This is a genomic window from Acidihalobacter aeolianus, from assembly GCF_001753165.1.
GTDB classification, from domain to species: domain Bacteria; phylum Pseudomonadota; class Gammaproteobacteria; order DSM-5130; family Acidihalobacteraceae; genus Acidihalobacter; species Acidihalobacter aeolianus.
Window position 1 is genome coordinate 2,410,222 of record NZ_CP017448.1, and the last position, 17,604, is coordinate 2,427,825.

Here is a 17,604-nt window from a genome sequence, read left to right on the forward strand (position 1 = left end):
CCCGAGCCTGGACAATGAAAAGGGGCCTGGAAAGGCCCCTTTTCTCGGCCTGCGCGAAGCGGCCGCCATCTACCTGTTCTCGCGCGGAGCCCTTACATACCGCCCTTCAAATATTTCAGGTCGCTGGACGTAGGCTGACCCAGCTTCCAGGCGCCGCGATGCTTGGCGTGGTAGATAGCCGAATCGATAGCCGCTTGGCTGGCATGCTGATCGATGGTCAGATTCTGCCCGGGGTAGATCAGATCGGGATCGTGGATCTTGCCCGAGTTGGCCTTGTAGATCAGCGGCCATTCATAGGGATTGCCGTACACCATGGGCATGGACGCAATACCCCACAGCGTATCGCCCTTGCTCACCATGACGCTGGTCCGCTTGGCGCTCTCCATTTCCTTCAGCATCTGCTCGGTCAAATCGTAGAGCGCCTTGCCCTTGGAGTCGTGGAACAGACCTTCCGCCTGTTTCAGCTGCGCTTGCTGGGCAGGCGTCATCTCGCTCTGCATGCCCCGGAGCTTCTCAAGATTGCGCGTACCCATCGCAAGGTAGTACTGATTGATACCACCTTCGGCTTGCAACTTGGCCTTGTCCGCCAGTGCACTGGCTTTGGTGTAATCACCCGACTTGTAGGCTGCTTCGGCCTTCGCAATCAGCGGTGCGGTGGTGGTCCAAGCGTATCCCTTGGCTTCGGCCTCAGCATAGGTCGCCTTCGCGGCGGCGATAGCCTGTGCGGCATTCTGCTCGGCCATGTTCTGCGTGGCCGCAGGTGCGGCGGGCTGTTCCGCCGTGGTGGCGCAGCCACCCAGCAACCCGAGCGACAGAACCGTGCTCGTCAGTAGAACCGAACGGGTAATACCGATTTTCATAAGTCGCACTCCAGAGTCGTTATGATTTTTGAGAATGATGCCCAAATCGCCCAATAACCGCTGATTTCTAAGCCGATATCGCCGTCCTGAATGACGCTGATGAAGCTAGCACCCACCCAGGGGGGTGTCAAGGAAGGCTCCAGTGATAACCAGTGTGAGTCTGACTAGCGGACCAGCGCCTTATCCCGGGCCTCCTGCGCGGCCTTCTTGGCCTCCTCGGCAAGCTTCTTAGCGGAGGCATAACCACCGACGCTCAACTGATCCTCAGCGCGCTGCATCAACGCCTCGGCCCTGGAATAGATTTGTGGCGCGCGGGTGGCGGCACCGGCCTCGCGCGCGGCCAGCAAGGCCTGGCGGGCATCGCTCATTTCCTGCACAGGCGCAGTGGCGCAGGCAGCGAGCAAACCGCTCAACAGCACAGTAGCAATGATCAGGCGTTTTCCCATGGGCTGCGCAACCGTTTATGATTTGCGCCCGACACACCCGGCGCATTCGACGCGACGCTAGCATCCGGCCATCGGTCGGTCAAGCGAACGCCGCCCGCCCGCACCCACCGCCCGCACCGAGGACATTCAGGCATGGCAACATCCGAAGTGGTGATTTTCCACAACCCACGCTGCAGCAAATCGCGTGCAACCCTCGAATTGCTCAGGGAACGCGGTATCGAACTCAGCGTCGTCGAATACCTGAAAAACCCACCCTCGCAGGAAACCCTGAGCCGTATTCTCGACCTGCTGGGGCTGGAGCCGCGCGAACTGATGCGTCGACACGAGGACGAATATACCGAGGCGAATCTCGACGATCCGGGCCTGACCCGGGAAACCCTCATCCTCGCGATGCTCCAGCGCCCGCGCCTGATCGAACGCCCGATCGTGGTCAACGGCAACCGCGCCGCCATCGGCAGACCTCCGGAATGCGTGCTGGAGCTGTTCGACGGTGAGTGAAATTCTGGTTCTCTATTACAGCCGCCGCGGCGGCACCGCCGACATGGCACGCCGCATCGCACGCGGCGTCGAGGAAATTCCCGGCATGCAGGCACGCCTGCGCACCGTGCCCGCCGTTTCCGCAACCTGCGAAGCCGTGGAAGACGCCATCCCGGATCAGGGACCGCCCTATGCCGAGATGCGGGATCTGCAGGACTGCACCGGACTGATCCTCGGCAGCCCCACGCGCTTCGGCAACATGGCGGCTCCCCTCAAGTATTTCCTCGACCAGACCAGCGGCCTGTGGCTCTCCGGCGCCCTGTCGGGCAAACCCGGCGCCGTTTTCACTTCCACCGGCACGATGCACGGCGGACAGGAGTCGACGCTGCTGAGCATGATGTTGCCGTTGATGCATCACGGCATGTTGATAGTCGGGCTGCCGTTCACGGAATCCGCACTGCAGACCACCGAAACCGGCGGCACGCCCTATGGCGCCAGCCACGTCAGCGGTGGGGAAGGCAACCGTCCGATCAGTGCCCACGAAACCGAACTGTGCCGCGCGCTCGGACGCCGCGTGGCGCAATTTGCGGCCAAACTCGGATCCGACTGAACCGAAGTTGCTGGCTCAGGCGCCTTCGAGCACTGTGCGGATCAGCGGAACGGTTACGCGTCGCTGTGCCTGCAGACTGGCGGTATCCAGCCGGTCGAGCAGGGCCAGCAGCGAATTGGGATCGCGCGCCGCGTGGCGCAGCAGATAGTCCGTCTCGCTATCGCCAAGCCTGAAACCCCGCGTCATCGCACCCGCCTGCAGCATCCGCCGCAGGCGCGACTCGTCGAGCGCGCGCAGGCGGAAGACCGGCCCCCACAGCAGTCGCGAACGCAGATCTGCCAACCCGACCTGCTCTGTTTCCGGGCGCGACAAGGCGGTCAGCAGCAGCCGCCCGCCGCAGGTCCGCGCCTCATTGACAAGGCCGAACAGGGCCTCCTGCCAGGCTCGCTCCTGCCACACGCGGTCGAGGTCGTCGATCGCCAGCACCTGGACCGACGTCAGTCCGTCGAGCACGGCAGGCCCCAGCTCGGCCAGTTCGGCGAGCGGCAGATAGGCCGCAGAAAGCCCGTGCGCGCCGGCCTCGTGGCAGGCGGCCTGCGCCAGATGCGTCTTGCCCGTTCCCGGCGGCCCCCACAGGAACAACTGAGGCACGTCGCCATCTCCAGCCACCAGGGCGCGCACGGCTTCCGGCAGCTCGCTCTGATCCTCGGCCGGCAGATAGGCCTCCAGCGTGGTTTCCGCACGCAGGCGAAGATTGAGCACCAACTGGTCAGCCATCCGACTCGTCTGTTCTCGGCCTGCGGAAAAAACGGCTGCCGCGATATTCGCGGTGTGCGTGGCGCAGCAACACGGCGAGCACCGCCGCGCAGGGCAGCGCGAGCAGAATGCCGACGAAACCGAACAACTGCCCCCCAGCCAGCACCGCGAAGATCACGGCGACCGGGTGCAGGCCGATGCGGTCGCCGACCAGCAACGGGGTGAACACCGCGCTCTCGAGCACCTGTCCGACGGCGAACACGACCGCGATCGGCCACAGGGAGATTAATGCATGGGTCTGGAAGAACATCGCGATGGCCGCCGCCACGATGCCCAGCGTGAAACCCAGATAGGGCACGAAGCTCACCAGCCCGGCCAGGATGCCGATCAGGATGCCCACCTTGAGGCCGGCCAACCACAGCCCCACCGCATAGACCGTTCCCAGGGCCAGCATGACCGAGAACTGTCCGCGCAGAAATGCGCCGAGCCGGTCGTCCGCCTCGCGGGTCAGCAACACCACCGTATCGCGATAGCGCAGCGGCAGTAGTTCGTGCACATAGGCCACCAGCCGATCCCAGTCGCGCAGCAGATAGAAACCGACGATCGGAATCAGCAGCAGATTCGCCAACCAGCCCAGCACCGCCAGTCCCGAACGGCTCACCGTATCGAACAGATGCGCGGCCACGCCGCCCGCCTGACGCCAATGCGCGGCGACCAGATCGGGCAGCGCCTGCAGGTTGAGCGCATGCAGATCCACGCCGAGACGTTGCTGCACCCAGGGCAGCGCATGGGCATCGATCCAAGCGACGTATCCGGGCAGTGCGTGCAGCAGCGTGCTGATCTGATTTTCCAGAATGGGTACGAGCAGCAGCAGTGCAAGCAGCAGTGCGAGTCCCATGCCGAGAAAGACCACGACCACCGCCAGAGTGCGCGGCAGACGCCAGGCCTCGAGACGGTCCGCCAGCGGGTCGCCCAGATAGGCGAACAACGCCGCGGCCAGGAACGGGGTCAGGACCGGCGCCAGCAGATAGATCAGCCAGCCCGTCAGCAAGGCGCTGGTAAGGATCAGCCAGGCGACATTCCTGCCGCTGCCCCGCGTGCTCAAGGCTGATACCGGAAATAGAAGGTCTGCACGGGTGCAGGCGGCAACACCGCGACAGGCGCCGCCGTGGCGGTGGCATTCGACGGCATAGCGACGGGGGCACCCGCGGGCTGAACGGCAGTCGCGTTCGCCGGAAGGCCCGCCTGCATGTCCGCGGGTTGAACGGCGCTGGCATTGGGCGGGAGCGTAACCGCGGTCGTGGCGGCCGGCAGCATACCGTTTGACGGTGTCGGTGTCGGCGCCGGCTCGGCGGGCGTTACCGGAGCAGGTTCCGGGGTGAGCCAGCTGACCAGCGCCAGATTGCGCGCAACATCCTCGGGATTGCCCCGCGGCACGACGTCGAATACCAGTTGGTCTCCGGACACCTTCACCAGCCTTGCTGTGGAGATCGGCGCCAGATGCTCCAGCATGCGTTCGATGCGCGCATAATCGTTCACCTTCCCCACGCCGGCGATGGCCACGCGGACTGGCCCTGCGGGAGCCCCGGGTACGGACTGACCAGTAACCGCCAGCAGCCCGGCGAGGCGGTCGGCGACACCGCCCACCCCGCTCGCCAGGGCAGTATCGAGATCCGGGTTCAGCGTCGTCCAGTGATCGGTGCGCCCGCGGAACGCAAGCCACCACTGGCCTCGCCACTGGCCGGTCGGCGCGCGCCTGACCACACCGGCGACCTCGGCATTGGCCTCGTAACGGGCCGAGGCTGCGATCACCGTATCCATGAAACCGCCATCCAGATCGGAGAAGCTGACCGCGCCCTGATCCTGCAGATCGAGCAGCGGAAACAGCACCGGCAGACCGCGAGCATCCGCTGCCTGCTGCAGGGCGGCGCGCGCGCCACTGTTCTGCGAACCGCCGTCACTGCCGACGATAAAACGCGCACCGGACTGGTCCACCCCCACCCACATCATCACCAGCGGGCGCTCCCGGCCCCAGAGCGGCAGATTGGCCGTCTGCAGCAGGGCGTCCACCGAAGGAGGATCGAAACTCACGGAAAGGCTCAGGCCCGGCGTGCTGCCGGGCGACGCCGTGGCCGTACCGGCGGGCGGCGCGGCGGGCTGCTGATAGGCATATTGCTGAATGTACTGGGCGGGCTGCTGCAAGGCGGCGGCGAGCGCGGGATTGGCGGCCACGCCGGTGTTGCCGGTTACCTTGATCAGCACCTGCGTGAAGGCCTGGGTAAAGGCCGCTGCAAGCGCGGCCTCCGAGCGGTCCGTCACCGGCACCGTGGTCTGGTAGAGACCTGCGACCTGAACCGCGTCGGCGGTGGGCGCGAGCAGTAGCAATGCCGACAGCATACCCGCGAACCCGAGCAGTCTTGCCGCAAACCGATAGTAGTGCTTCACCTTGTTGCGTCCCCGCGGCTTCCGGCCCTGTACGTCGTATAGCGATGCGGATTTTAAGATACCACAGGCACCCGCGCCGGTTTACACGGCAGGACACGGACAATACCATTAGCGCCCTTCTCCGCGGATACGCCCATGATCGACAAGACCCCTGCCACACCTGGCCTGAGCTACCGCGATGCGGGCGTCGACATCGATGCCGGCGGCGAACTCGTCGAACGCATCAAGCCGCTGGCAGCGGCCACGCGCCGGCCCGAGGTGCTCGCCGGCCTGGGCGGTTTCGGCGCCCTGTTCGCCCTGCCCTGGGAGCGTTACCGCGAGCCGGTGCTGGTCTCCGGCACCGACGGCGTGGGCACCAAGCTCAAGCTGGCCCAGACCCTGCATCGCCACCGGCATATCGGCATCGACCTCGTCGCCATGTGCGTCAACGACATCGTGGTGCAGGGTGCCGAGCCATTGTTCTTCCTCGACTACTACGCCACCGGTCATCTCAACGTGCCGCGCGCGGCCGAAGTGGTCGCCGGCATCGCCGACGGCTGCGCCCAGGCCGGCTGCGCCCTGATCGGCGGCGAGACCGCCGAAATGCCCGGCATGTACCAGGGTGAGGACTACGACCTGGCCGGCTTCTCCGTCGGCATCGTCGAGCGTTCCCAGATGCTCGACGGCAGCTGCGTGACACCCGGCGACGCGATCATCGGCCTGGCATCCACTGGCCCGCATTCCAACGGTTATTCGCTGATCCGCCATATCCTCGACACCTCCGGCGCCGACCTCGAACGGGAAACCCTCGACGGCCGCCCACTCGCCGACTGGCTGCTCGAACCCACGCGCATCTACGTCAAGCCGCTGCTGGCCTTGCTGCAGACGCTGCCGGTACATGCCTTCGCCCACATCACCGGTGGCGGTCTGACCGAGAACGTACCGCGCGTGCTGCCTGCAGGCACCGAGGCGGTCATCGACCCCGCAGCATGGCAGCGACCCGCCATCTTCGACTGGCTGCAAGCCCAAGGCCGGGTCGACGCCGAGGAAATGCTGCGTACCTTCAACTGCGGCATCGGCATGGTCGTAATCGTGGCCGGGGACGAGGCCGAAACCGCCCTCGCCCACTGCCGCACCCAGGGTCTCGACGGCTGGGTCATCGGCCGGATCGACGCGACGGACAGCGACGAACCGCGGACGGTCTATTCCCGGTGACGAACACGGCGACGCCGCGCATCGTCGTCCTGGTATCCGGCGAAGGGAGCAACCTGGAAGCCATTCTCGACGCTGTCCGGGACGGTCGGCTGCAGGCCCGCGTGGCGGCCGTGATCAGCAACCGGCCCGAGGCCAATGCGTTGCGCCGCGCAGCAGGCCATGGCATTGCCGGCGAGGCGCTCGACCATCGCGCCTACGTTTCGCGCGAGGCCTTCGACGAGGCACTGGCCCGCGCCATCGATGCCCACCGCCCGGAACTCGTAGTCCTTGCCGGCTTCATGCGCATCCTCACGCCCGCCTTCGTGAACCACTATCTCGGGCGCATGCTCAACATCCACCCCTCGCTGCTGCCGGCCTACCCGGGACTGCACACCCACGCGCGCGCCCTCGCCGATGGCGCCGAAAGGCACGGGGCGAGCGTGCACTTCGTCACTGCAGAACTCGACGGTGGCCCGGTGGTCCTGCAGGGGTGGGTGCCCATACGAACGGGCGATACCCCGGAAAACCTGGCCTCCAGGGTGCTCGAGGTCGAGCATTGTCTCTACCCGCTCGCGATCGGCTGGTTCGTTGCGGGGCGTTTGCGTCTCGACGGCAAGCGTGCCACGCTCGACGGCATACCGTTGGAGAGACCATGGCAGCTCGATTATGGCGCCGAGGCGCCACACCCCTGAACCCCGCCCGCACCCCGTTGCAATGGCTGGCCGCACTGTTGGTCGCTGCCGCGCTGCTGCCCTCCATCGCCGCGGCCGCGACGAATGACGCGGGCGCTTTCGGCATCCCCTTCTTCACCGCCCACTATGTGCTCAAGCAGTATGGTCTGACCGCGGCCGACATCACCGTGAGCTTCGGCCCGGAGAGCAACGGCCGCCTGATCTACCGTCAGGTCACACTGCCGGCCGGGATGGTTTCGTGGTTCCGACATGACCGCATCACCGGGGAGAGCATCCTCGCGCCAGGCCCCATACCGCTGCCGGTCGAATACCGCTTCGTGCACAGCGGCGACGGCCCCACCCAGGAGGCAGTGATCCACTTCGACCGCCGGCAGGGCAAGGCGACAGGACATATGCAGAACGGCGACAGGGTCAAGGTCGCCATCGAACCCGACACCCTCGACCGCCTGTCGCTGCAACTCGCGCTGATGCAGGCGGTCGCCCAGGGCCGCAAATCGCTGCGCTTCACCACGGTGGAAACCAAGGACAAGCTCAGTCACTACGATTTTCACAACCTCGGGCGTGAGACGGTCGTCACCTCCCTCGGCCGGCTGGAAACCGTGCATCTGCAACGCATCTGGAAGGCCAAGCACCTGCGCTACGACTTCTGGCTGGCCCCCTCGCTGCACGATCTACCGGTCAAACTGACCCAGATCGAGGGTAACGACAGCAGCGGTCTCGCCCTGTATCTGCAGTCGGTGAACTGGCACTGATCGGTTCACCCACAGGAGTCCTTTCATGAGTGCAGAAACCTACGACATCGCCATCATCGGTTCCGGCCCCGGCGGCTACCGTGCCGCCATCCTCGCCGCCCTGAAGGGGCAGCGCGTGGCCATCCTCGAAAAGGCCGACTGGGGCGGCTGCTGTCTCAACCGCGGCTGCGTACCGAAGAAGGATTGGCACCATACCGCCCGCCTCGTCGCCGCCAGCCGCAACTTCGCGAAGCGCGGCATCGCCGGCACACTCAGCGCCGACATGGACGCGGCCTGGGAGCATCAGGAAGGTGTGGTCGCCAGTGTGCAGGAGAGCTACGTCGACTACATGAAGCGGCTCAAGATCGCCACCTTCGAGGGCACAGGCCGCTTCGTCGATGCGCACACACTCAGCATCGCCGGCCGCGACGGAGATCGCGAACTCAAGGCCGAGGCCTTCGTCATTGCTACCGGCGGCCGCGCCCACGTTCCCGAACCCTTCGTCGCCGAGGCCGGCAAGGTGCTCACCAGCGACATGCTGTTCGATAGCCGACCGCCGGCCGGCAAGCGTGTGGCCATCGTCGGCAGCGGAGTGGTCGCCACCGAATTCGCCTTCATCTTCGCCATGCTGGGCAAGGAGGTCGTCTGGCTGGCGCGCTCCGAACCGCTGCGCAAGATTCCGTTCAGCCCGCAGGCGCGCGGCGTGCTGCGCGACGCCCTCGCCCGCCACGACGTCGCCCTGCGCAAGGTGTCCGGCTTCGCCGCCGTGGATACCAGCGGCGACGGTGTGCGCATCGAACTCACGGACGGCAACAAGGTGGAGGTCGACTGGGCGTGCCTCGGCACCGGCCGTGTGCCCTACACCGAGGGGCTCGATCTGGACAAGGTCGGCATCGAATGCGATGAGCATGGATTCGTCCGGCGCAACCCGCAGCTGCAGACCTCGCAGCCGCACATTTACGCCATCGGCGACGTCGCCAGCCCTGAGATGACCGCCAATCACGCCCTGTCCGACGCCACGGTGGCGATCAACAACATCGTCGATGGCCGCGGCCAGGCACAGGACAGCACCTGGGTGCCGCTCGCCGTGTACAGCGCGGTGGAGCTCGCACGCCTCGGCATGGACGAGGACGCCGCCGAGGACGAGGGCCTGGAACCCGCCGTCGGTTTCGCCGCCTTCGAGACCTCGCCGCGAGCCCTCGGCCAGGACGACACCGACGGCTTCGTGCGTCTCATCGGCGACATGGACAGCGGCGCCCTGCTCGGTGGGGAGATCGTCGGCGCCGAGGCCGGCGAGCTGATCCATCTGCTATCGCTCGCACCCGACCGCGACACCGCGCTGCGCTGGCTCGCCTCGGGCCGCTACAACCACCCGGCGCGCGCCGAGGAACTGGCCAACGCCACCGAGACTCTGGCCAGCAAATGGGGACTCGCGGATGCCATCCTGCGCTGATCCGCAGGCACACGCGTTTGCCGAGCGCGTGCGCGCCGCCTGCCTGCAGGCTGCACTCGATGCCTACGAGGAGGCAGCCCTGCGCGGCCTGTGCGCCGAGGGTGCACTGGAATATGCCCTCGACGCCATTCGTCGTCTCGACCTAGTGCCGCTTTGTCCAGCCAGTTTCAAGTCCGGCAACGCGGGTTGCGAGCCCCCAGACGATCCCGTAGGGTAAAAAAGGAACCCACACCCATACGGAATGATGACCTCCACAAAAAAACGCATCGTCTCTCTTCTCACCCTCCTTCCCATCCTCCTGATTGGCCTACCCGGCGCGCATGCCGAAGGTCTCCTCAAGCAAGTCGAAAGCACCGGCACCATCAAGGTCGGCATCGCCAATGAAATTCCGTATGGCTACAAGGGCGCGGACGGCAAGGTCCAGGGTATTGCCCCCAACGTCGCCAAACACGTGCTCCACGAAATGGGCGTCAAACACATCGAATGGGTGGTCCTGCCCTTCGGCGCCTTGATCCCGGCGGTCAAGGCCGGCCGCATCGACATGGCCTCTGCCAGTCAGAACGTGCTGCCCGAACGCTGCAAGCAGGTCACCTTCTCCAAGGTCAACTCCAGCTACGGCGAGGGCCTGCTGGTGCTCAAGGGCAATCCGCACGGCATCCACAGCTACAAGGCGTTCAAGGACAACCCCAAGCTCAAGCTTGGCGTGGTGACCGGCGCTGACGAGCTCAATTTCGCCCAGGCCATGGGTATCCCGCAGAGCCAGGTCGTGATGATCAACGCCAACTCTGACGCCATCCCGGCGCTGATGGCGCATCGCATCGACGCCTACGCGGCCACCGGCCTGACCGTGCACAACCTGGCCAAGCGCAGCCCGGCCGTGGTCGGCGTCGAGCCGTTCACGCAGCCGATCTACCATGGCAAGCCCACGCGCAGCTATGGAGCCTTCTCGTTCCGCAAGTCGGATAAAGCCTTCATCAAGCGCTTCGACGAGAAACTGGCGGCCTACCAGAAGACCTCGGCCTGGGCCAGGGACGAGATGCACTACGGTCTCTCGCACGAGGACGTGGAAGCGGCGCGCAAAGCTTCGACCGAGATGCTCTGCTCGGGCCACTAAGCGCCACAACCGGCGAGGCGCGATGATCAAGGAACGATCGTGACCTTTACGCAAATCGCCCTGAACGTCGCTCAGGGCCTCCAGATGACCGTGGAGCTGACGCTGCTCTCCTCGGCTCTGGGGGTCCTGATCGCCTTCGTCTTCGGCACGCTCAAGACCGTGAAGTGGCGACCCGTACGCTATTTCGCCACGGCCTACGTCGAGATATTTCGCGGTACCTCGCTGATCGTGCAGCTGTTCTGGCTGTACTACGCCCTGCCGCTGCTCGGCGTGTCGCTCTCGCCCTTCGTGGCCGGCATCGCAGCGCTCTCGCTGAACATCGGCGCCTATGGGGCCGAAGTCGTGCGCGGCGCCCTCCAGGCCGTACCCCGCGGACAGCGCGAGGCCGCCATCGCCCTGGGTTTCACACCGGCGCAACGCATCTACCGCATTTTCTTCCCGCAGGCGCTGCCCGAGATGATGCCGACCTTCGGCAATCTCGCGGTGCAGAACCTCAAGGATTCCTCGGTGGTGTCGCTGATCAGCCTCGCCGACCTCACCTATTACGCCAACAACCTGCAGAACCTGACCTTCGAGACCACGCGCATCTACACCGTGACCCTGTTCGCTTACTTCGGCCTTGCGCTGTTGCTGAGCTGGGGGATCCGCGGGCTCGAAAACCGTCTGCGCCGCTGGAAGACGAGGAGGTAAGCGATGCTCTTCGGCCTGCACTGGGACACCAGCGGCGACATGCTCGCCTTCGCCTGGTCCATCCTGCCGATCCTGCTGATCGGCCTCAAGGTCACCCTGGAGGCCACGGTGCTGGGTTTTCTGCTCGCCCTCGTGCTCGGTCTCGTGTTCGCCCTGCTGCAGGGCGTGCGCCTGCGCCTGATCTCCTGGCCGGTACGCTTCGTGGTCGAATTTCTGCGTGACACGCCACTGCTGGTGCAGCTCTTTTTCCTGTTCTATGTGCTGCCCGGTTTCGGGCTGTCGCTGCCTGCCTTCGCCATCGGCACCATCGCACTGGGCGCGCAGTACAGCGCGTATTGCGCCGAGATCTACCGCGCCGGCATCGAGGCGGTCGGCCGCGGCCAGTGGGAGGCCGCATGCGCGCTCGACCTCGACCGCTGGACCACCTACAAGGACATCGTGCTGCCGCAGGCGGTCCCACGCATCATCCCGGCCCTCGGCACCTATCTCGTGTCCATGATCAAGGATGCACCGCTACTCTCGGCCATCACCGTGCTCGACATGCTGGCCGCAGCCAACATCATTGGCGGTCAGACCTACAACTACCTGATTCCTCTGACCTTGGTGGGCGCGCTGTTCCTGCTCACCACCCTGGTCGTCTCCTACCTCGTGCACCGGCTCGACCGCTGGCTGCCCAAGAGCGGAATCCCCCTGAAATGAGCCAGGAAATGAGCCAGCCCATCGTCCAGTTCCAGTCCGTCGACAAGCGCTTCGGCGACTTCGAGATCCTCAAGGGATTCGACTTCAACATCCAGCGCGGGGAAAAGGTCGTGATCATCGGCGCCTCCGGCTCCGGCAAGTCGACCGTGCTGCGCATCCTGATGACCCTGGAGCGCATCCAGGGAGGCGAGGTCTACATCGACGGCACCCCGCTCTGGCACGAACCCCTGCCCGGCGGCGGCTCGAAGCCGGCCGGCGAACGCTATCTGCACCGCATGCGCACCCAGGTCGGCATGGTGTTCCAGCATTTCAACCTGTTCCCGCACATGACCGCGCTGCGCAACGTGATCGAGGCGCCGCTGCGGGTGCTGAAACTGCCCCGCGCCGAGGCCGAGGCGCGCGGCCGCGCGCTGCTCGAACGCGTCGGCCTGGGCGACAAGCTGACCGCCTTCCCCGCGCAGCTTTCCGGCGGTCAGCAACAGCGCGTGGCCATCGCCCGCGCGCTGGCCATGCAGCCCAAGGTGATGCTGTTCGACGAACCCACCTCCGCGCTCGATCCGGAGATGATCGGCGAGGTGCTCGGCGTGATCCGCGAGCTGGCGGAGGAAAGCGACCTGACCATGCTCATCGCCACCCACGAGATGCGCTTCGCGCGCGAGGCGGCCGACCGCGTCTGCTTCTTCGATCAGGGAAGGATTCTGGAAGACGGGCCGCCGTCGCAGATCTTCGGCGAGCCCCGCGAGGCGCGTACCCGCGAATTTCTCGCCCGCGTCGACGCCTGAGATCGTCCCGGGAGGTTCAGCCGGCAGCCACGGCGCGATCCAGGCGTGCCACGCAGGCGGCCCATTCCGGGCTGCGGTTGGCTCCGTCGGCGTAACGCTCCATCAAGGCGTAGGCCAGCGCGCGCTGCGCGGCGTCGAGCATGCGCAGCCGACTCATCGCCACCGGATTGCCACGGGTTTCGAGCTCCGGCGCCATGCCCTTGACGAGGCCGTAGAACACCAGCGAGGCGGCCGCCGCCGGTGCGGCCTCGACCAGGACGCAGATGCGCTCCAGCGGATCGGCTTCCGCCGCCGCGCCCGGCACGGACATTACTCGCCGGCGACCGTCATGCGGTCGAGCAGGATCGAGCCGGTGCGGATGTTGCCGCGCGCGTCCACGTCGTTGCCCACCGCGGCGATGCCCGCGAACATTTCCTTGAGGTTACCGGCGATGGTGATCTCCTCGACGGGGTAGCACAGCTCGCCGTTCTCGACCCAGAATCCCGCTGCACCGCGCGAGTAGTCGCCGGTCACCATGTTGATGCCGTGACCGATCAGCTCGGTGACCAGCAGGCCGGTATCCATCTCGCGCACCAGTCCCGCCAGATCGTGCGCCCCGGGCTGCACGGTGAGGTTGTGCACCCCACCGGCGTTGCCCGTGGTCTCGAGTCCGAGCCGACGCGCCGAGTAGCTGTCGAGCACGTAACCCTGGAGCACACCATCGCAGACTAGGTCGCGGGGAGCGGTGGCCACGCCCTCGCCGTCGAACGGCGCACTGCCGAGGGCACCGGGCAGATGCGGCTGTTCGTCGATCTGCATGAAGGCCGGAAACACCGGCTGGCCGGCATGGTCAACGAGGAAGCTGGCCTTGCGGTAGAGCGCACCGCCGCGGATCGCACCGACGAAATGCCCGATCAGTCCACGCGCGAGGTCCGATTCGAAGATAACCGGTACCTGACGGGTGCTCAGCTTGCGCGCGCCGAGCCGGCGTACGGTCCGGCGAGCCGTTTCGCGACCCACGTCCTCCGCGCCCTCCAGCAGCGACGGGTTGCGCGACGCGGTATACCAGTAGTCGCGCTGCATGCCGCCGTCCTGCTCGGCCACCACCGAACAGCTCAGGCTGTGGCGCGTGCCGGTGTAGCCGCCGATGAAGCCGTGGCTGTTGCCGTAAACCATGGTGCCGCGAGAGGTGTTCACGCTCGCACCCTCGGAGTTCTTGATCCGGGCATCGGCGCCGCGCGCAGCGTCCTCGCAGCGCTTGGCAAGCTCCACCGCGGCCTCGGGCTCCAGCGCCCAGGGATGGTCGAGGTCGAGGTCGGGGAAGTCGCTGGCCATGCGCGCGGCATCGGCCAGACCCGCATAGGGGTCCTCGGCCGTATAGCGGGCGATCGCCGCTGCCGCGGCGACCGCCTCGCGCACCGCCTCTGGACGGAAGTCGGCGGTACTGGCATTGCCCTTGCGCTGACCGAAATACAGGGTCAGGCCGAGTCCCTTGTCGCGATGGTATTCGAGCGTTTCCACCTCGCCGAGTCGCACCGTCACGGCTAGGCCGCTGTCGACGCTGACCACCGCCTCGGCACCCGTCGCGCCGGCTCGCTTGGCCTCTTCGAGGGCCATGCCCACCACCGACTCGAGCTGAGCCTCGTCCATCGCCAGAGGGCGGATCGCGTTCATCGGTACTCCTTGTCGCTTCTCGATTGGGAAAGGACGCCGCGCCTTCAGGCGCTGGCGCCGTGTTTGTTCACCGCCTGGCGGTTGCCCCAGTGGTCCAGGTCGTCGACGCGCACGCCGACCCACCATAATGGCCCAAGGCTGTCCTCGGCCTGACCGCCGACGACCTGCTGATCCTCGGCGAGACGGATCGAGGCGGCGAATCCAGCCGCCTCGCTGCGGTTGCGAAAGCAATGCCACTGCACGATGCGGTCGTCCCCATGCCCCTGCGGCAGAGGGTTCATCTGGTCGAGCAGTGCGTTGTCGGTACTGTAGGTTTCACGCTTCATGGCTGCCACCTCCCGGGGTCAGTGTCTACCCCGGTTATAGCACTTGCGTTTCGCGAATCACGCCTGGGTGCCGCCCACGGTCAGGCCGTCGACCCGCAGGGTCGGCTGGCCGACGCCCACCGGCACGCTCTGTCCGTCCTTGCCGCAGGTGCCGACGCCGTCGTCGAGCTTGAGGTCGTTGCCGATGCGCGTCACCCGGGTGAGCACGTCGGGACCATTGCCGATCAGGGTCGCGCCCTTGACCGGCCGCGTCACCTTGCCGTTCTCGATCAGATAGGCCTCGGAGGCGGAGAACACGAACTTGCCGGATGTGATGTCCACCTGGCCGCCGCCGAAGTTCACCGCGTACAGCCCCTTGTCGACCGACGCGATGATTTCCGCCGGATCGTCCTGCCCGGCCAGCATGTAGGTGTTGGTCATGCGCGGCATCGGCAGATGGGCGTAAGACTCGCGCCGGCCGTTGCCGGTCGGTGCCATCCCCATCAGGCGGGCGTTGAGGCGATCCTGCATGTAGCCGACCAGCACGCCGTCCTCGATCAGCGTGGTGCAGGACGTGGGCGTGCCCTCGTCGTCCACGTTGAGCGAACCGCGCCGGTCGGGCAACGTGCCGTCGTCGACCACGGTCACGCCCTTGGCCGCCACACGCTGGCCCAGCCGGTCGCTGAAGGCCGAGGTCTTCTTGCGGTTGAAGTCGCCCTCGAGCCCGTGACCGATGGCCTCGTGCAGCAACACGCCGGGCCAGCCCGGGCCAAGCACCACGTTCATGTTACCGGCGGGCGCCGCCACCGCCTCCAGGTTCACCAGCGCCTGGCGCACGGCCTCGCGTGCGTAATCGAGCGCGCGATCGCCCTCCAGGAAGTAGCGGTAATCGACGCGTCCGCCGCCGCCGGCGTGGCCCTGTTCGCGGCGCCCGTTGGATTCGACGATCACGGTCACGTTGAGGCGCACCAGCGGGCGGGCATCGGCGGCCAGGGTGCCGTCGCTGGCCGCCACCAGCACCAGATCGTGCTCGCCGGCCATGCTCACCATCACCTGCGTCACCCGCGGGTCCGTGCGGCGCGCCTCGGCATCCACGCGGTGCAGCAAGGCGATCTTGTCCTCCGCCGTGATGCCCTGGGTCGGGTCCTGCGGCATGTACAGGGCATGTCCGGCCTTCGCCTGCCAGGCCTGGATCTGTCCGGACTGGCCGCCGTGGGCGATCGCGCGTGCGGCCTGCGCCGCGTCCAGCAGCGCCGGCAGCACGATCTCGTCGCTGTAGGCAAAACCGGTCTTCTCGCCGCTGATGGCACGCACGCCGACGCCCTGCTCCACCCCCCAGGAACCCTCGCGCACGATACCGTCCTCCAGCCCCCAGGACTCGTGCCGGCTGAGCTGGAAGTACAGATCGCCGCTGTCGATGCGGCCGTTGAGCAGGCTTCCCAGAGCGTTGCTCAGGTCCTGCTCGCCCAGCCCGGAGGGGGCAAGGATGTGCGCCTGCGCAAGATCGAGTGCATTGTCCGTCATAGCGTCTCCGTTACGGCCGGCATCGCCAGCCGATGATGTTCCAGGGTGGGGAATTGGCCGCGGATCCGCCGTTGTTGCGCGAGATCGATATCCGCGACGACCACGCCCGCGCCGCCGGCACGGCTGGCGAGAACGTTGCCCCAGGTGTCGATGATCTGGCTGTGGCCGTAGGTTTCGCGGCCGCTGACATGAAAGCCGCCCTGAGCCGCCGCGATCATGTAGCTGAGATTCTCGATGGCGCGGGCGCGCAGCAGCACGCTCCAGTGTGCCTGTCCGGTGACCGCGGTGAACGCCGAGGGTAGCACGAACAGTTCTGCACCCTGACACCGCAGCCGGTGAAACAGCTCAGGGAAGCGCAGGTCGTAGCACACCGCCAGGCCGACGCAGCCGAGCTCGGTTTCGACCGTGACGGGCGTGTCGCCGGGCACGGTGGTCGCCGACTCACGGTATTCCTCCCCGCTCGCGCTCAGAGAAACGTCGAACAGGTGGATCTTGTCATAGCGCGCGGCTCGCTGGCCCCGCGGATCGAAGACGAGGCAACTGGCATAGGCGCGCCCGGGCTCGTCGGAACGCAGCGGTATGGTACCGCCGACCAGCCAAAGCCCGTGCTTGCGGGCCTGCGCGGCGAGGAAATCCTGCACCGGACCGACGCCGTCGACCTCGGCGGCCGCAGCACGCTCCGCGTCGGTACGCGCCATCAGGTCGAAGCTCTCCGGCAACACGGCCAGCCGCGCACCCGCCTGGGCGGCCTCGCGCAGCAAGCGTGCAGCCTCGAGCAGGTTCGCCTCGCGGTTCGAACCGGAGGCCATCTGAATCGCGGCGACCTTGGTGTTCTTCATGCACCGCCTCTGGACGGACGCAAACTCAATGCGAGGACATTGCCCCCGCCGGCGCCGGGAAACAGGGTGATTGCCTGCTTCGGCACACCGAAGGCGACCAGCCAGCCGACCATGCGGTTGGCCCAGATCACGCCCTGCTCGCCGCCCGGGTATTCGATGTTCACCCGCATGCCGGGCTGCGCGGCCCAGGCCTGCAGCAATCTGCGCAGGGCCGGATCGCCGAGCAGGGTCTGGCTCCGATCGGGGCTCTCCCATTGTGCGGCCGAGATGTCGCAGGTGGGCGACTCGATCAGCCCGCCAGACATCGAGGTCTGTGCTTGCGCAACTAAGGGGATAACCGCGAAACCGAGCGTCAGCAGGATTCGCTTGAGCATGTTCAACATGGCGTCATGGTAGCGCACTTTTAGATTCAGTC

22 protein-coding genes are annotated in these 17,604 nt (G+C 66.4%); 11 read left to right on the forward strand and 11 right to left on the reverse strand.

Annotated features, from left to right (window positions below; genetic code table 11):
- Positions 1-92 precede the first annotated feature (92 nt).
- Positions 93-860, reverse strand: a complete 768-nt coding sequence (locus BJI67_RS17980) for a LysM peptidoglycan-binding domain-containing protein (RefSeq protein WP_231940846.1) — start codon at positions 858-860, stop codon at positions 93-95.
- A 164-nt stretch (positions 861-1,024) separates the two neighbouring features.
- Positions 1,025-1,306 carry a DUF4398 domain-containing protein gene (locus BJI67_RS11060; RefSeq protein WP_070073077.1) on the reverse strand — a complete coding sequence of 94 codons (282 nt, stop codon included), beginning with the start codon at positions 1,304-1,306 and terminating at the stop codon, positions 1,025-1,027.
- Positions 1,307-1,438: 132 nt separating this feature from the next.
- Between BJI67_RS11060 and arsC the strand changes: the two genes are divergently transcribed.
- Positions 1,439-1,804, forward strand: coding sequence for an arsenate reductase (glutaredoxin) (gene arsC / locus BJI67_RS11065; protein ID WP_070073078.1), 366 nt, complete (start codon positions 1,439-1,441; stop codon positions 1,802-1,804).
- Positions 1,797-2,393 carry an NAD(P)H:quinone oxidoreductase gene (gene wrbA / locus BJI67_RS11070; protein WP_070073079.1) on the forward strand — a complete coding sequence of 199 codons (597 nt, stop codon included), beginning with the start codon at positions 1,797-1,799 and terminating at the stop codon, positions 2,391-2,393. Before arsC ends, wrbA begins: the two co-directional genes overlap by 8 nt.
- Before the next feature lie 15 nt (positions 2,394-2,408).
- Here wrbA and hda read toward each other — a convergent pair whose 3' ends face one another.
- From hda to BJI67_RS11085, 3 genes are read right to left on the reverse strand one after another with little or no spacing between them, the layout of a single operon-like run.
- Positions 2,409-3,110, reverse strand: coding sequence for a DnaA regulatory inactivator Hda (gene hda, locus BJI67_RS11075; protein ID WP_083250829.1), 702 nt, complete (start codon positions 3,108-3,110; stop codon positions 2,409-2,411).
- Positions 3,103-4,194, reverse strand: a complete 1,092-nt coding sequence (locus BJI67_RS11080) for an AI-2E family transporter (RefSeq protein ID WP_070073080.1) — start codon at positions 4,192-4,194, stop codon at positions 3,103-3,105. The genes hda and BJI67_RS11080 overlap by 8 nt, the downstream gene beginning before the upstream one ends.
- Positions 4,191-5,534: a DUF2066 domain-containing protein gene (locus BJI67_RS11085; protein WP_156782120.1), complete on the reverse strand. Its 1,344-nt coding sequence runs from the start codon at positions 5,532-5,534 to the stop codon at positions 4,191-4,193. The genes BJI67_RS11080 and BJI67_RS11085 overlap by 4 nt, the downstream gene beginning before the upstream one ends.
- 135 nt (positions 5,535-5,669) lie before the next feature.
- On the opposite strand from BJI67_RS11085, the gene purM reads away from it, so the two are divergent.
- Genes purM through ehuA form a run of 9 tightly spaced genes read left to right on the forward strand, consistent with a single transcriptional unit; the run spans position 5,670 to position 12,868 of the window.
- Positions 5,670-6,728, forward strand: coding sequence for a phosphoribosylformylglycinamidine cyclo-ligase (purM, locus tag BJI67_RS11090; protein ID WP_070073082.1), 1,059 nt, complete (start codon positions 5,670-5,672; stop codon positions 6,726-6,728).
- Entirely contained in the window at positions 6,725-7,399 is a 675-nt protein-coding gene (gene purN, locus BJI67_RS11095) for a phosphoribosylglycinamide formyltransferase (RefSeq protein ID WP_070073083.1), read from the forward strand. Before purM ends, purN begins: the two co-directional genes overlap by 4 nt.
- Positions 7,360-8,151 (forward strand): DUF3108 domain-containing protein, encoded by a 792-nt coding sequence (locus BJI67_RS11100; RefSeq protein WP_083250830.1) that lies wholly within the window; start codon positions 7,360-7,362, stop codon positions 8,149-8,151. The genes purN and BJI67_RS11100 overlap by 40 nt, the downstream gene beginning before the upstream one ends.
- 25 nt (positions 8,152-8,176) lie before the next feature.
- Positions 8,177-9,583 carry a dihydrolipoyl dehydrogenase family protein gene (locus tag BJI67_RS11105; protein ID WP_070073085.1) on the forward strand — a complete coding sequence of 469 codons (1,407 nt, stop codon included), beginning with the start codon at positions 8,177-8,179 and terminating at the stop codon, positions 9,581-9,583.
- Positions 9,567-9,800, forward strand: coding sequence for a hypothetical protein (locus BJI67_RS11110; RefSeq protein WP_070073086.1), 234 nt, complete (start codon positions 9,567-9,569; stop codon positions 9,798-9,800). The genes BJI67_RS11105 and BJI67_RS11110 overlap by 17 nt, the downstream gene beginning before the upstream one ends.
- Positions 9,801-9,824: 24 nt before the next feature.
- Positions 9,825-10,697, forward strand: coding sequence for an ectoine/hydroxyectoine ABC transporter substrate-binding protein EhuB (gene ehuB / locus BJI67_RS11115; protein ID WP_197513045.1), 873 nt, complete (start codon positions 9,825-9,827; stop codon positions 10,695-10,697).
- A 39-nt stretch (positions 10,698-10,736) separates the two neighbouring features.
- The gene (gene ehuC, locus BJI67_RS11120; RefSeq protein ID WP_070073087.1) at positions 10,737-11,387 is read left to right on the forward strand and encodes an ectoine/hydroxyectoine ABC transporter permease subunit EhuC; all 651 of its coding nucleotides are present in this window, start codon (positions 10,737-10,739) and stop codon (positions 11,385-11,387) included.
- A gap of 3 nt (positions 11,388-11,390) precedes the next feature.
- On the forward strand, positions 11,391-12,086 hold the full coding sequence (gene ehuD, locus BJI67_RS11125; protein WP_070073088.1) for an ectoine/hydroxyectoine ABC transporter permease subunit EhuD: 696 nt from the start codon (positions 11,391-11,393) through the stop codon (positions 12,084-12,086).
- The gene (gene ehuA / locus BJI67_RS11130) at positions 12,083-12,868 is read left to right on the forward strand and encodes an ectoine/hydroxyectoine ABC transporter ATP-binding protein EhuA (protein ID WP_070073089.1); all 786 of its coding nucleotides are present in this window, start codon (positions 12,083-12,085) and stop codon (positions 12,866-12,868) included. The genes ehuD and ehuA overlap by 4 nt, the downstream gene beginning before the upstream one ends.
- Positions 12,869-12,884: 16 nt before the next feature.
- On the opposite strand, the gene BJI67_RS11135 is transcribed toward ehuA, so the two are convergent.
- Genes BJI67_RS11135 through BJI67_RS11160 form a run of 6 tightly spaced genes read right to left on the reverse strand, consistent with a single transcriptional unit; the run spans position 12,885 to position 17,590 of the window.
- Positions 12,885-13,178: a hypothetical protein gene (locus BJI67_RS11135; protein WP_070073090.1), complete on the reverse strand. Its 294-nt coding sequence runs from the start codon at positions 13,176-13,178 to the stop codon at positions 12,885-12,887.
- The gene (gene pmbA / locus BJI67_RS11140; protein ID WP_083250831.1) at positions 13,178-14,521 is read right to left on the reverse strand and encodes a metalloprotease PmbA; all 1,344 of its coding nucleotides are present in this window, start codon (positions 14,519-14,521) and stop codon (positions 13,178-13,180) included. Before pmbA ends, BJI67_RS11135 begins: the two co-directional genes overlap by 1 nt.
- Before the next feature lie 44 nt (positions 14,522-14,565).
- Complete coding sequence (locus BJI67_RS11145) at positions 14,566-14,847, reverse strand: hypothetical protein (protein WP_156782121.1); 282 nt, start codon at positions 14,845-14,847, stop codon at positions 14,566-14,568.
- Positions 14,848-14,904: 57 nt separating this feature from the next.
- Entirely contained in the window at positions 14,905-16,350 is a 1,446-nt protein-coding gene (tldD, locus tag BJI67_RS11150) for a metalloprotease TldD (protein ID WP_070073091.1), read from the reverse strand.
- On the reverse strand, positions 16,347-17,189 hold the full coding sequence (locus tag BJI67_RS11155; RefSeq protein WP_070073092.1) for a carbon-nitrogen hydrolase family protein: 843 nt from the start codon (positions 17,187-17,189) through the stop codon (positions 16,347-16,349). The genes tldD and BJI67_RS11155 overlap by 4 nt, the downstream gene beginning before the upstream one ends.
- Positions 17,186-17,590 (reverse strand): hypothetical protein, encoded by a 405-nt coding sequence (locus BJI67_RS11160; RefSeq protein ID WP_070073093.1) that lies wholly within the window; start codon positions 17,588-17,590, stop codon positions 17,186-17,188. Before BJI67_RS11160 ends, BJI67_RS11155 begins: the two co-directional genes overlap by 4 nt.
- Positions 17,591-17,604 lie beyond the last annotated feature (14 nt).